At 61.1% G+C, this 12727-nt stretch carries 11 protein-coding genes; 7 read left to right on the top strand and 4 right to left on the bottom strand.

The window, feature by feature from the left end; genetic code table 11:
• Nucleotides 1–8: 8 nt before the first annotated feature.
• Nucleotides 9–1193 (bottom strand): delta-9 fatty acid desaturase DesA, encoded by a 1185-nt coding sequence (desA, locus tag KBY08_RS25385; RefSeq protein ID WP_057457259.1) that lies wholly within the window; start codon nucleotides 1191–1193, stop codon nucleotides 9–11.
• 152 nt (nucleotides 1194–1345) lie between these two features.
• Between desA and dibA the strand changes: the two genes are divergently transcribed.
• From dibA to KBY08_RS25355, 6 genes are all read left to right on the top strand, one after another.
• Nucleotides 1346–3265, top strand: coding sequence for a phosphodiesterase DibA (gene dibA, locus KBY08_RS25380; protein WP_225651297.1), 1920 nt, complete (start codon nucleotides 1346–1348; stop codon nucleotides 3263–3265).
• A 200-nt stretch (nucleotides 3266–3465) separates the two neighbouring features.
• Nucleotides 3466–3645 carry a sulfur starvation response protein OscA gene (gene oscA / locus KBY08_RS25375; protein ID WP_003367675.1) on the top strand — a complete coding sequence of 60 codons (180 nt, stop codon included), beginning with the start codon at nucleotides 3466–3468 and terminating at the stop codon, nucleotides 3643–3645.
• Nucleotides 3646–3797: 152 nt separating this feature from the next.
• On the top strand, nucleotides 3798–4808 hold the full coding sequence (locus tag KBY08_RS25370; RefSeq protein WP_111522779.1) for a sulfate ABC transporter substrate-binding protein: 1011 nt from the start codon (nucleotides 3798–3800) through the stop codon (nucleotides 4806–4808).
• A 94-nt stretch (nucleotides 4809–4902) separates the two neighbouring features.
• On the top strand, nucleotides 4903–5724 hold the full coding sequence (gene cysT / locus KBY08_RS25365; protein WP_003401602.1) for a sulfate ABC transporter permease subunit CysT: 822 nt from the start codon (nucleotides 4903–4905) through the stop codon (nucleotides 5722–5724).
• A 13-nt stretch (nucleotides 5725–5737) separates the two neighbouring features.
• Nucleotides 5738–6610 (top strand): sulfate ABC transporter permease subunit CysW, encoded by an 873-nt coding sequence (gene cysW / locus KBY08_RS25360; protein WP_002551394.1) that lies wholly within the window; start codon nucleotides 5738–5740, stop codon nucleotides 6608–6610.
• A 2-nt stretch (nucleotides 6611–6612) separates the two neighbouring features.
• Nucleotides 6613–7593 (top strand): sulfate/molybdate ABC transporter ATP-binding protein, encoded by a 981-nt coding sequence (locus KBY08_RS25355; RefSeq protein ID WP_011266173.1) that lies wholly within the window; start codon nucleotides 6613–6615, stop codon nucleotides 7591–7593.
• 200 nt (nucleotides 7594–7793) lie between these two features.
• Here the strand turns inward: KBY08_RS25355 and KBY08_RS25350 are convergent, their stop codons facing one another.
• From KBY08_RS25350 to KBY08_RS25340, 3 genes are read right to left on the bottom strand one after another with little or no spacing between them, the layout of a single operon-like run.
• Nucleotides 7794–8606 carry a sulfite exporter TauE/SafE family protein gene (locus tag KBY08_RS25350; RefSeq protein WP_024642210.1) on the bottom strand — a complete coding sequence of 271 codons (813 nt, stop codon included), beginning with the start codon at nucleotides 8604–8606 and terminating at the stop codon, nucleotides 7794–7796.
• Nucleotides 8599–9852, bottom strand: coding sequence for an FAD/NAD(P)-binding oxidoreductase (locus KBY08_RS25345; protein WP_111522780.1), 1254 nt, complete (start codon nucleotides 9850–9852; stop codon nucleotides 8599–8601). The genes KBY08_RS25350 and KBY08_RS25345 overlap by 8 nt, the downstream gene beginning before the upstream one ends.
• A gap of 27 nt (nucleotides 9853–9879) precedes the next feature.
• On the bottom strand, nucleotides 9880–10764 hold the full coding sequence (locus KBY08_RS25340; RefSeq protein WP_046271748.1) for an MBL fold metallo-hydrolase: 885 nt from the start codon (nucleotides 10762–10764) through the stop codon (nucleotides 9880–9882).
• Nucleotides 10765–11030: 266 nt separating this feature from the next.
• On the opposite strand from KBY08_RS25340, the gene KBY08_RS25335 reads away from it, so the two are divergent.
• Nucleotides 11031–12350, top strand: a complete 1320-nt coding sequence (locus KBY08_RS25335) for a sigma-54 interaction domain-containing protein (protein WP_011266169.1) — start codon at nucleotides 11031–11033, stop codon at nucleotides 12348–12350.
• Nucleotides 12351–12727 lie beyond the last annotated feature (377 nt).

Here is a 12727-nt window from a genome sequence, read left to right as displayed (position 1 = left end):
TCAACGGTTCAAGCGTGGGCGGGGCGTAGCGAGTAGGTTTTCAGCTGGTCGGCAAACTCGCGCAACGAGTGAATACCACTGGCTTCGGCCTCGTGAATCCACTCTTTCATGGCCGAGAGCATGTCGTGACCGTTGCTGCTGGTCTTGACCCAGATCTGCTGCAAGGCCAGGCGTTTTTCGTAGATCACCTTCAGCGCATGGCTGTGTTCCAGCATGGTCTGGATACGCAGGTGATGCTTGTCATCGAGCAGGCTGGTCTCACGCGACAGCAGGCGCTTGGCGCGGCGGAACTGATGACGCACCGACTCGTCGGCCTTGGCCAGTTCCTGGGCAACCAGCGGCGCGATCACCAGCTTGCGGTACTGCGCCATGATCTGGAAACGGTTGTTGAGGATCGCCATCGCGGTGTCCATGTCCATGTGGCCCTTGCCTTCGACCCGATGGGCAATAGGCGCGACCCGCTGGACCTTGGCCAGACGCAGGAAGCTGAAGACCTTGATCCACGCCCAGCCCATGTCGAATTCCCAGGGTTTGACCGACAGCTTGGCCGAGTTGGGATAGGTGTGGTGATTGTTGTGCAGTTCTTCGCCGCCGATCACGATGCCCCACGGCACCAGATTGGTGGCCGCATCACGGCATTCGAAGTTGCGATAGCCGACCGCATGACCCAGACCGTTGACCACGCCGGCAGCCCAGAAGGGAATCCACATCATCTGCACGGCCCAGACCGTGATACCGAGGACACCGAACAGCGCCACATCGATCACCGCCATCAGCGCGATGCCCAGCAGCTTGTAGCGCGAATACAGATTGCGCTCGATCCAGTCTTCCGGGCAGTTCTTGCCGTAGATACGCAGGGTGTCCTGGTTCTGCGCTTCCTCGCGGTACAGCTCGGCGCCCTTGCGCAGCACGGTGGACAGACCCTTGACGACCGGGCTGTGCGGGTCATCGACAGTTTCGCATTTTGCGTGGTGTTTGCGGTGGATGGCTGTCCACTCGCGAGTATTCTGGGCAGTGGTCAGCCACAGCCAGAAGCGGAAGAAGTGTTTCAGACCCGCGTTGAGCTCAAGTGAGCGGTGGGCTGAATAGCGGTGCAGATAGACCGTGACGCCAATGATCGTTACATGGGTCATGACCAGCGTGACCGCTATTAACTGCCAGACGGAAAGGTCGAGCAAACCGTTGTACAACATAGGCTGTTTGGCCCTCGTAGAAAACCTGTGAAGAAAAAAGTCGCAACAGCATTATCACTGACATTGCTCAGAAAACCAGTCACCCTTGCACATAAGCGTCGCAGGATGTTTCTTGCTTTATAATCCAGACCTTTCTCAAGGCCCGCTTTTTTATGTCCGATTATTCCCGTAACGCGCTGCGAACCGCCGTTCTGTATGGGCTACTGTCGATTCTGTGGTTCGCGACAGGCAGCGCCCTGCTGTCTTTTTTCGTCAAGGATCCGGCTCGACTGGCCGTCGGACAACAGATGATCGGTTACGGCTGGGCGTTGCTCAGTACCGTCATGATCTTTATTGCACGTGACAGATTGAAGGCCATCGTCGGCGGCGAAGCGCAGTTCGAGCGTCAACAGCAGGACTATGACCGGCTGCTGCTGGCGGCGGTGGTGTTCGACAGCACGCGTGAGGGCGTACTGGTCAGTGATGCCGAAGGACGCATTGTCCATGTAAATCGTGCGTTTGTAGACATCACCGGCTATCAGGCCGACGAGGTGCTTGGCTTCAACCCCAGCAAGTTCAAGTCCGGTCGTCATGGCCCCGAGTTTTATCGGCAGATGTACCACTCGCTGCAGAGTGCCGGGCAGTGGAGCGGCGAGATCTGGAACCGACGCAAAAGCGGCGAGATCTATCCGCAGTGGCAAACCATCCGCAGCATCAAGGGTGAGGACGGGCAGCCCAGGCATTTTGTCGCGGTGTTTTCCGACATCACGGCCATCAAGCGCTCCGAGCAGGAGTTGGCGCAACTGGCCCATTACGATGCGCTGACCGAGTTGCCCAATCGTCTGCTGCTGACCGACCGGATCAGCCAGGCGCTGACCTCGGCGCGCTCCAGCAGGCGCGGCTGTGCGCTGCTGGTGGTCGACCTGGACAACTTCAGAAACATCAACGACAGCCTTGGCCATAACATCGGCGACGAAGTGCTCAAGGCGGCTGCCGAACGTCTCAATACGCTGGCCGACAGCGGCATGACGGTCTCGCGGCTGGGCGGTGACGAATTCGCGCTGCTGGTCAAAAACTGTACACACATGGTGCATGCCGCAGCGCTCGCGCAGCAGGTGATCAATACCTTCAAAGCGCCGTACCCCATTGCCGGACATCAATTGTTCGTCACTGCCAGTATCGGTATCAGCCTGTTTCCCGGTGATGCGCTGACCGCCGAGCAGTTGTTGCGCAATGCCGATTCGGCGCTGTTCAAGGCCAAGAACGATGGCCGCGAAGGGTTTGCGCTGTACACCGAAGAGCTGACCGCCCACGCCCAGCAACGCGTGCAACTGGCCAGCGAGTTGCGTCAGGCGATCGAGCAGGACGAATTGCGGGTGTTCTACCAACCGGTTTACGACCTGGTGACCGGGCGTATCTGCGCGGTCGAAGCGCTGGTGCGCTGGCAGCACCCGACCCGTGGCATGGTGTCGCCTGGCGACTTCATCCCGATTGCCGAGCAGAACGGGCTCATCGCCGATATCGATGCCTGGGTATTGAATACCGCCTGTCGGCAGATGCAGGCCTGGCTGGCAGAAGGCGTCTCGATTGCGTCCGTCGCGGTCAATGTATCCAGCCGTCTGTTCAGTCGTGGCGATGTCGATCGGCAAGTGGCTGAGGTCTTGAACGAGACCGGCCTCGATCCGGCATTTCTTGAGCTGGAAGTCACTGAAAGTGCCGTCATGGAGGACCCTGAACAGGCCATCGAGCAATTGCATCGCCTGCGTGAACTGGGCCTGAGCCTGGCCATCGATGATTTCGGCACAGGCTACTCATCGCTGCTGCGGCTCAAGAGCATGCCGGTGCAAAAGCTCAAGATCGATCAGGGTTTCGTGGCCGGGCTGCCGGGCGATGTGGATGACATCGCGATTGTAAGGGCGGTCATCGCGCTGGCTTCGAGCCTGGGCATGCGTGTCCTGGCCGAGGGGATCGAGCACGCCAATCAGGCTTCATTTCTGTTAAGCAACGGTTGTGAGTTGGGCCAGGGCTACTGGTTTGCCCGGCCCATGGCGGCGCAATCGATTGATTGGACGCACGCGCCCGCGTTCAACTAGTTCAGCCCTCTCTGACAACGCTCGTCCGGGTGTGCAATGCACCCTGACAGACTCACGCCGCTCTAAAGTCTTTTTGGTTATATCTGCATTCTTAAATAGTCTTTTTAAGAATATCCGCACCTCACTATTATTGCCTCACCGCCATACGCCATCGCCCCCAGTCGCGAAGGCCGGCCTCTCACTTCTCAAGGAATAAGACAATGAGCGCATCTCTACGTAGTGTTGACGGTCAGGACGAAGCAGCCATTCTGCGTGAAATTCAGAGTGCGTTGCGTGACCTGCGTTTTGGTGCCGTCGAAATCACCGTGCACAACGCACAGGTGGTGCAGATCGAGCGCAAGGAAAAGTTTCGTTTGCAGAACCCTGCCAAGCAGAACTGAAGCGGCAATCACCCGACTGGTCAACCGGAGGGTTTCATCCTGACTCCTGATACCCCCCTGAAAAAAAGCAGCGCGCCCGTGCGGATGCCGTTCTGACGCGCCAAGAAGAAATCAAAAAAGCCAACACACCGTATTTCCAGGAGCTTCAATCTATGTCCATTCGCCGTTTTGCGCTGGCGGCTCTCGCCAGTGCTGTTTTCGCAGGTTCGGCTGTCGCCAAGGATTACGAACTGCTCAACGTGTCCTACGATCCGACCCGCGAGCTGTATCAGGACTACAACGCAGAATTCGTCAATTTCTGGAAACAATCCCACCCGGACGACAAGGTCGAGATCAAGCAATCTCACGGCGGCTCGGGCAAGCAGGCGCGTGGCGTGATTGACGGCCTGCGTGCCGACGTGGTGACCCTGGCACTGGCCGGTGACATCGACGAAATCGCCAGGCTCGGCAAGACCCTGCCGGAAAACTGGCAGACCCGCCTGCCGGACGCGAGCACGCCGTACACCTCGACCATCGTGTTTCTGGTGCGCAAGGGCAACCCGAAAGGCATCAAGGACTGGGGCGACCTGACCAAGGAAGGCGTTTCGGTGATCACCCCCAACCCGAAAACCTCGGGCGGTGCGCGCTGGAACTTCCTGGCCGCCTGGGCCTATGGCCTGAAGGCGGGCGGCGGTGACGAAGCCAAGGCCAAGGAATACGTACAGACGCTGTTCAAGCACGTGCCGATCCTGGACACCGGCGCACGCGGTTCGACCATCACCTTCGTCAACAACGGTCAGGGTGACGTGCTGCTGGCGTGGGAAAACGAAGCGTTTCTGGCCTTGAAAGAAGACGGCGGCAAGGACAAGTTCGACATCGTCGTACCATCGCTGTCGATCCTTGCCGAACCTCCGGTCGCCGTGGTCGACAAGAACGCCGAGCGGAAAGGCAACAGCGAAATCGCGACTGAATACCTCAAGCACCTGTACAGCAAGGAAGGTCAGGAAATCGCCGCGAAAAACTTCTATCGTCCACGTGATGCCGAAGTGGCCGCCAAGTACGAGAAGCAATTCCCGAAACTCGATCTGGTGACTATCGACAAAGACTTTGGTGGCTGGAAAACTGCGCAGCCGAAGTTTTTCAATGACGGCGGCGTGTTCGATCAGATTTATCAGGCGCAATAAGCCGAATGAGGATGCCGCACCAGCGGCATCACAGGTTTGGCCAAACAGCCCGGATTAACCTCCGGGCTTCGTGCAAGTGAAACCAGGGACTTTTATGTCGCGTCGTATCTCCCCCGTCATACCCGGCTTCGGGCTGACGCTGGGCTACACCTTGGTGTACCTCAGTCTGATTGTGCTAATACCGCTGGCCGCCATGTTCGTACATGCTGCGCAGCTCACCTGGGATCAGTTCTGGACCATCATCACGGCACCTCGCGTGATCGCGGCACTCAAGCTGAGTTTCGGCACCGCCTTTTACGCAGCCCTCATCAACGGGGTGATCGGCACACTGCTGGCCTGGGTGCTGGTGCGCTACACCTTCCCCGGGCGCAAGGTCATCGATGCGATGATCGATCTGCCATTCGCCCTGCCGACCGCCGTGGCCGGTATCGCCCTGACCGCGCTGTACGCGCCCAACGGCTGGGTCGGCCAGTTCGCGGCTGATCTGGGTTTCAAGATCGCCTACACCCCGTTGGGCATCACCCTGGCACTGACCTTCGTCACCCTGCCGTTCGTGGTGCGCACCGTGCAGCCTGTGCTGGCCGACATCCCCCGCGAAGTCGAAGAGGCCGCCGCCTGCCTGGGCGCGCGTCCGCTACAGGTGTTTCGCCACATCCTCGTCCCGGCGTTGCTGCCTGCCTGGCTGACCGGCTTCGCCCTGGCGTTTGCCCGTGGCGTGGGCGAGTACGGTTCGGTGATTTTCATCGCCGGCAACATGCCGATGAAAACCGAGATCCTGCCGCTGCTGATCATGGTCAAGCTCGACCAGTACGACTACACCGGCGCAACCGCTATCGGCGTGATGATGCTGGTGGTGTCCTTCATTCTGCTGCTGCTGATCAACCTGCTGCAGCGGCGCATTGAAACCCCATCCTGAGGAGGCGCAGAACATGTCTTATTCATCTGTCTCGGCCGCCGCCTCTGCCAACGCCGCCCGTCGTGGCAGCGCGGTATCGCGACGCATCCTGATCGGCCTGTGCTGGCTGGTATTCGTCCTGTTTCTGGGCCTGCCGCTGTTCATCGTGGTGTCCCAGGGCCTGAAAAACGGTCTGGGCGCGTTCTTTACCGCAATCCTCGAACCGGACGCGCTGTCGGCGCTGAAGCTGACGGTCATAGCGGTATTGATCTCGGTGCCGCTAAACCTGGTGTTCGGCGTCAGCGCCGCGTGGTGTGTGAGCAAATACTCGTTCCGCGGCAAGAGCATTCTGGTCACGCTGATCGACCTGCCGTTCTCGGTGTCGCCGGTCATCGCCGGTCTGGTCTACGTGCTGATGTTCGGTGCGCAGGGGCTGTTCGGGCCGTGGTTGCAGGATCACGACATCCAGATCGTCTTTGCCCTGCCGGGCATCGTGCTGGCAACCATCTTCGTCACCGTGCCCTTCGTTGCCCGTGAACTGATCCCGCTGATGCAGGAGCAGGGCACTCAGGAAGAAGAAGCCGCACGGCTGCTGGGCGCCAATGGCTGGCAGATGTTCTGGCACGTCACGGTGCCGAACATCAAATGGGGCCTGATCTACGGCGTGGTGCTGTGTACGGCGCGGGCGATGGGCGAGTTTGGCGCGGTGTCGGTGGTGTCCGGGCACATTCGTGGCGTCACCAACACCCTGCCGCTGCACGTCGAAATCCTCTACAACGAATACAACCACGTTGCCGCCTTTGCCGTGGCGAGCCTGTTGCTGATCCTGGCGCTGTTCATCCTGCTGCTCAAGCAGTGGAGCGAATCGCGCATTAACCGTCTGCGCCATAACGCGGCGGAGGAATAATCATGTCGATCGAAGTCCGTAACGTCAGCAAGAACTTCAACGCCTTCAAGGCCCTGAACAACATCAGTCTGGACATCCAGAGTGGCGAGCTGGTGGCTTTGCTCGGCCCGTCAGGCTGCGGCAAGACCACCCTGCTGCGCATCATTGCCGGCCTGGAAACCCCGGATGACGGCAGCATCGTGTTCCATGGCGAAGATGTGTCCGGCCACGACGTGCGTGATCGCAACGTCGGGTTCGTGTTCCAGCATTACGCGCTGTTCCGCCACATGACGGTGTTCGACAACGTCGCGTTCGGCCTGCGCATGAAGCCCAAGCGCGAGCGCCCGAACGAAACTCGCATTGCCGAGAAGGTCCATGAGCTGCTGAACATGGTGCAGCTGGACTGGCTGGCCGACCGTTATCCGGAGCAACTGTCGGGTGGACAGCGCCAGCGAATCGCCCTGGCCCGCGCCCTGGCGGTCGAGCCCAAGGTGCTGCTGCTGGACGAGCCGTTCGGCGCGCTGGACGCCAAGGTCCGCAAGGAGCTGCGTCGCTGGCTGGCGCGCCTGCACGAAGACATCAACCTGACCTCGGTGTTCGTGACTCACGATCAGGAAGAGGCCATGGAAGTGGCTGACCGCATCGTGGTGATGAACAAGGGCGTGATCGAACAGATCGGCTCGCCGGGCGAGGTCTACGAGAACCCGTCCAACGACTTCGTCTACCACTTCCTCGGCGACTCCAATCGCCTGAGCCTGGGCGCGGAAGGTCACCTGCTGTTCCGTCCGCATGAGGTGTCGCTGTCCCGCCAGGAAATCGAAGACCACCACGCCGCCGAAGTACGCGACATCCGCCCGCTGGGCGCGACGACGCGGGTCACCTTGAAAGTGGAAGGGCAGGATGAGCTGATCGAGGCCGAAGTGGTGAAAGACCACGACAGCCTGGTGGGCCTGGCGAAGGGCGAGACGCTGTTCTTCAAACCGAAGGTCTGGCAGAAGCTTTAAGTCTGCGCAGGTGCTTATCGTTATACACAACTCTTGTGGGGGCGACCGGGGCGGCGATCCGCATTGCTCGCGAAGACGGTGTTTCAGTCGATGCATTTTCGGCGATGCTACCGACCCCTTCGCGAACAAGTTCGCTCCTACGCCCTCCGGGCAGAAGCCTTATCGTTCCCATGCTCCGCGTGCTCTGCGTCCTCGGGCTGTTATCGCACGGACAACGCCAGCATGAACGCGGCGACGATGCCGCATACAGCGAACAGCTGCTGCAGGCGTGGGCCGGCGAGGTAGCGGGCGACTTGTCTGCCGATAATCAGGCCGATGACTGCACCCAGCGCGAACGGCGCGCCAACTGCCCAATGCATAACACCACTCAATGAGGCGGTAATGACGCTGCCCATCGAGACCAGGGCGATCACCGCCAGTGACGTCGCCACGACACTTTTCATGTCCAGATCGCTGTAGCGGGTCAGCGCCGGAATGATCACGAACCCGCCGCCCACTCCCAACAACCCGGACAGCAACCCGGAGCCCACGCCGGTCAGCGTCAGTGCGCGCAGGCAGGGCATGGTCCAGCGCAGGCGGCCCTGCAGCGGGTTGAGCACGCAGGGCAGTACTTCCGCACGCGGCGCCGGCTTTCCGTGACGCAATTCGCGGCTGGCCCTGATGAACATACGTCCACAGGCGTACAGCAGCACGGCGGAAAAGACCAGTGCCAGCGGCGTATTGGGCAGTCGATGAGCGAGCCACAGGCCCAGAGGCGCCATCAGTACACCGATGGACGCGATGTACCCGGCCGCGCGGTAGCGGACGATGCCCTGACGCAGCCCCAGTACCGCACCGATCCCCGCCGCCAGCCCTACGGCCAACAGACCGACAGGCGCCGCTTCGACAATCGACAGACCGAGACCGAAGACCAGCAGCGGCACGGCGAGGATGCCGCCGCCCGCGCCGGTCAGCGCCAGTACCATGCCGATGACGGTCCCCAGGCCAACGCCCAGCAACTGATGCTCATCCATGCCGGGTGTCAGCCTTTTGCGGTTTGGCCAGCCACTCACGGCCTTTGAGCATGCCATGCCAGTACAGCGCGGGCAGCACTCGCGCTTTCAGCCACCAGGCCAGTCGGGTTGGCTGGCGACCGTCCAGCAGCCAGCGCGGAAAGCTCGGCGCGACCTTGCCGCCATAGGTGAATTCGGCCAGCACGATGCGGCCTTTCTCGACCGTCAGCGGGCACGAGCCGTAACCGTCATACACCGCGGACTCACTCCGACGACCCAGCGCGACCAATACGTTGTTGGCCACCACCGGTGCCTGCTTGCGTGCCGCTGCGGCGGTCTTGGCGTTGCTGGTATTGGTGGCATCGCCCAGGCCATGCACATTGGCGAACTGCCGGTGCTTCAGCGTGGCAGGGTCGACATCCACCCAGCCTGCGGCATCGGCCAGCGGGCTGCTGCGGATGAAGTCAGGGGCAATCTGCGGCGGCACTACGTGCAACATTTCGAAGCCTTGCTCGACGGTCTCGCTGCTGCCATCGGCTTGCGTGCGGATGAAGGTCGCGCGTTTGCCAGGCCCGTCGACGGCGACCAGCCGATGGCTGAACTTGAGGTCAATGGCGTAGCGCTCGACGTACTTCATCAGCGCCGGCACATAGTCGGCGACACCGAACAGCACGCCACCGGCGTTATAGAACTGCGTATTGATCTGCGCGAGACGGCCGCTTTTCAACCAATGATCGCAGGACAGGTACATGGCCTTCTGCGGCGCACCGGCGCACTTGATCGGCATGGGCGGCTGGGTGAACAGCGCGCGGCCCTGTTGCAGGTTCTGCACCAGCTTCCAGGTATAGGGCGCCAGGTCATAGCGATAGTTGGAGGTCACGCCATTGGCCCCGAGCGTTTCCACCAGCCCGTCGATAGCCGACCAGTCCAGCTTCAGGCCGGGGCAGACCACCAGTTGCTGATAACCGAGCACGCGGCCGTCGGCCAGCGTCAGCGTATTGTGCTGCGGCTCGAACGTCGCCACCGCAGCCTTGATCCACTGCACGCCTTCGGGAATCAGCGAGGCCATGCTGCGCGCCGTCGACTGCGGCGTGAAGATCCCCGCACCGACCATGGTCCAGCCGGGCTGGTAATAATGGGTATCGGCGGGGTCGACCAGGGTGATCTGCAGGGTGGCGTCGCGGGCGAGCAGGCTTGCGGCAGTGGCGATACCGGCAACACCGGCACCGACGATCAGGATCTGACAGGTAGTTGTCGAAGCATTCATCACAGGGTTTCCCAAGGCGGGCAGCGGTCAAAGGGCATTGAGCGGGATCTTCAGGTAGACGACGCCGTTGTCTTCCGGCTCGGGAAAGTGGCCGCAGCGCATGTTGACCTGCACCGCAGGCAGCATCAGCACCGGCATGTCCAGCGTCGCGTCACGGGCTTCGCGCATGCCGACGAACGCGTCTTCATCCACCCCGTCGTGCACATGGATATTGCTGGCGCGCTGTTCGGCAACCGTGGTCATGTATTTCAGCTCACGGCCATTGGGCAGGTAGTCGTGGCACATGAACAGCAGGGTTTCCGGCGGCAGCGCCAGCAGCTTCTTGATCGAGCGATACAGCGTGCGCGCATCGGCACCCGGGAAGTCGCACCGAGCGGTGCCGTAATCGGGCATGAACAGCGTATCGCCGACAAACGCGACCGTGGCGTCACCGACTTGCACCAGGTAACTCATGCACGCCGGCGTGTGCCCGGGCGTGTGCATGGCCTTGACCTCAAGCGTGCCGAGGGCGAACGAGGCGTTGTCTTCCAGCAGCACATCGAACTGGCTGCCATTGCGGGCAAAGTCAGACGGCGCGTTGAACAGCGTGCCGAAGGTTTCCTGCACGGCAGTGATATGGCTGCCGATGACAATTTGCCCACCGAGCCGCTGTTTCAGATACGGCGCTGCCGAGAGGTGATCGGCGTGCACATGGGTTTCGAAAATCCACTGCACCGAGGCGCCCAGGGCCTGCGCCCGTTCGATCATGCGGTCGGCCGACTCGGTTCTGGTGCGGCCGGACTTGGGGTCGTAATCGAGCACGCTGTCGATCAGCGCACATTGCTTGCTGTGCAGGTCCATCACCAGATAGCTGATGGTCCAGGTATGCGTGTCGAAGAGCGCTTCGACATGAAGCTTTTCACCGATAATCATGTGCAATTCCCGCGGCTGTAAATCGCCTCAAGGCCCGTTTGGCCAGGCCGGACGGTTGGCAGTCGTTGCCATGATGTCTCAATAACCATGCCAATCACGGCAAAGCCCCTTCAGGCTAATAAATACAAGGCGTTTTGCGGTTTTGCAAAACACCCTGATGGCCTGCCGCAGGTCGCTGACTGCCACATTCTGGCAGTCATTTGGCAGTCCGTGGCACAAGCTGGCAGGCGAATGGGTTAAGCTGCGCCCAGCCCACAGGAGCACCCATGAACCTCATCGCCACCGATTTTCCCGGCAGTCGCATGCAGTCGCTGGTGTCATACCTCGAACACGATCTGCGACCGACCATCGTGCTCGACACCGACTACAACATCATTGCCGCCAACACCGCCTACCAGCGCCAGTTCGGCGTCGAAGGCACGCCGCATGTGGGCGAGAAGTGTTATCGGGTGTCGCATCAGTTTGCAGTGCCGTGCGATCAGGCCGGTGAGCATTGCCCGATGCGCAAGGCCCATGAAACACGGCTCCCGGAGCGTCTGCTGCACATTCATCACACGCCGCGCGGCCCCGAGCATGTGGATGTGGAGCTGCGGCCGATTCTCGACGATCAGGGTGAGGTGATCGCTTATGTCGAGCGACTGAGCTCGGTGGCGGTAGCCTCCGTCCAGCCGCAGCAACATGGACTGGTAGGGCGCTCGGCGGCGTTCAAGGAAGTACTGAGCGCCCTGCAACGTGCAGCGCCCGCGCAGATTCCGGTGCTGCTGCAGGGCGAGTCGGGTACCGGCAAGGAATTGTTCGCGCGCGCACTGCACGCCAGCAGCGCCAGGTCCGCCGGACCGCTGGTGGTGGTCGATTGCACCGGGCTTACCGAAACCCTGCTGGAAAGCGAGCTGTTCGGCTATGAGAAGGGCGCGTTCACTGGCGCATTGCAGCGCAAGACCGGTCTGGCCGAAGCCGCTCATGGCGGGACGTTGTTCCTTGACGAGATCGGCGAAGTGCCGCTGGCCATGCAGGTCAAGCTGTTGCGGCTGATCGAATCGGGCAGTTTTCGTCCGGTGGGCAGCCTGCGCACGGTGCACTCGGATTTTCGGCTGGTGGTGGCCACCCATAAACCGCTCAGGGAGATGGTCGCCGACGGCAGCTTTCGTCAGGATTTGTTCTACCGCATCAGCGCCTTTCCGATTCGCCTGCCGGCCCTGCGCGAACGCAGCGACGACCTGCCGCTGCTGATCGACAGTCTGCTGCAACGCATCGCGCCCGGCGCCGCTCCGCGTGTCGACGCCGAGGCCATGAAGCTGCTGAGTTTGTACAGTTACCCCGGCAACATTCGCGAGCTGCGCAACATACTCGAGCGAGCCCGTTTATTTACCGACGACGGCGTGATTCGCGTGCAGGATTTGCCCGCCGAAGTACGCGGGCAGGGCGAAGCGGTTGGCGTGACGTACCGCCAGCAGGACGACGGCCTGGAAAAACTCGCCCATGCGCTGCGAGTGTTCAACGGCTCGCGCAGCGAACTGGCCAGAGAACTGGGGCTGAGCGAACGCACCCTGTATCGACGTTTGCGTGCCTTGGGGATTCCGCGCTAAAGCACTCAGTCCTGCACGGACGCTATGACGCAGAGCGTCACGAACGGCATTCCCACGCTGGAGCGTAGGGAACGATCATCGCAACTATCGTGCGGCGCTCCGCGTCGCATGCCTTTTTGGACGCTCCGCGTCCTCTTGACGACGCAGAGCGTCGAGACCTGCATTCCCACGCTGGAGCGTAGGGAACGATCATCACAACTATCGTGCGACGCTCCGCGTCGCATGCCTTTCCGGACGCTCCGCGTCCTCTTGCGACGCAGAGCGTCGAGAACTGCATTCCCACGCGGGTGGACTGCCCCCAAGAAGTTGGACACCAATCCGACCTAATGGGGGTGTTCAAATGGCCAAGTATTCAGAGCAATTCAAGCTCACCGTCG

Source organism: Pseudomonas sp. P135 (assembly GCF_020312125.1).
Lineage (GTDB): Bacteria > Pseudomonadota > Gammaproteobacteria > Pseudomonadales > Pseudomonadaceae > Aquipseudomonas > Aquipseudomonas fragariae.
This window is presented reverse-complemented; position numbering and strand designations above follow the sequence as displayed.

Excerpts from the sequence above, each read along its gene's own strand:
- KBY08_RS25355 (WP_011266173.1), top strand. The coding sequence starts at position 6,613 with ATGTCGATCGAAGTCCGTAACGTCAGCAAGAACTTCAACGCCTTCAAG.
- cysT (WP_003401602.1), top strand. The coding sequence starts at position 4,903 with ATGTCGCGTCGTATCTCCCCCGTCATACCCGGCTTCGGGCTGACGCTG.
- dibA (WP_225651297.1), top strand. The coding sequence starts at position 1,346 with ATGTCCGATTATTCCCGTAACGCGCTGCGAACCGCCGTTCTGTATGGG.
- KBY08_RS25335 (WP_011266169.1), top strand. The coding sequence starts at position 11,031 with ATGAACCTCATCGCCACCGATTTTCCCGGCAGTCGCATGCAGTCGCTG.
- oscA (WP_003367675.1), top strand. The coding sequence starts at position 3,466 with ATGAGCGCATCTCTACGTAGTGTTGACGGTCAGGACGAAGCAGCCATT.
- desA (WP_057457259.1), bottom strand. The coding sequence starts at position 1,193 with ATGTTGTACAACGGTTTGCTCGACCTTTCCGTCTGGCAGTTAATAGCG.
- KBY08_RS25340 (WP_046271748.1), bottom strand. The coding sequence starts at position 10,764 with ATGATTATCGGTGAAAAGCTTCATGTCGAAGCGCTCTTCGACACGCAT.
- KBY08_RS25370 (WP_111522779.1), top strand. The coding sequence starts at position 3,798 with ATGTCCATTCGCCGTTTTGCGCTGGCGGCTCTCGCCAGTGCTGTTTTC.
- KBY08_RS25345 (WP_111522780.1), bottom strand. The coding sequence starts at position 9,852 with ATGAATGCTTCGACAACTACCTGTCAGATCCTGATCGTCGGTGCCGGT.
- KBY08_RS25350 (WP_024642210.1), bottom strand. The coding sequence starts at position 8,606 with ATGGATGAGCATCAGTTGCTGGGCGTTGGCCTGGGGACCGTCATCGGC.
- cysW (WP_002551394.1), top strand. The coding sequence starts at position 5,738 with ATGTCTTATTCATCTGTCTCGGCCGCCGCCTCTGCCAACGCCGCCCGT.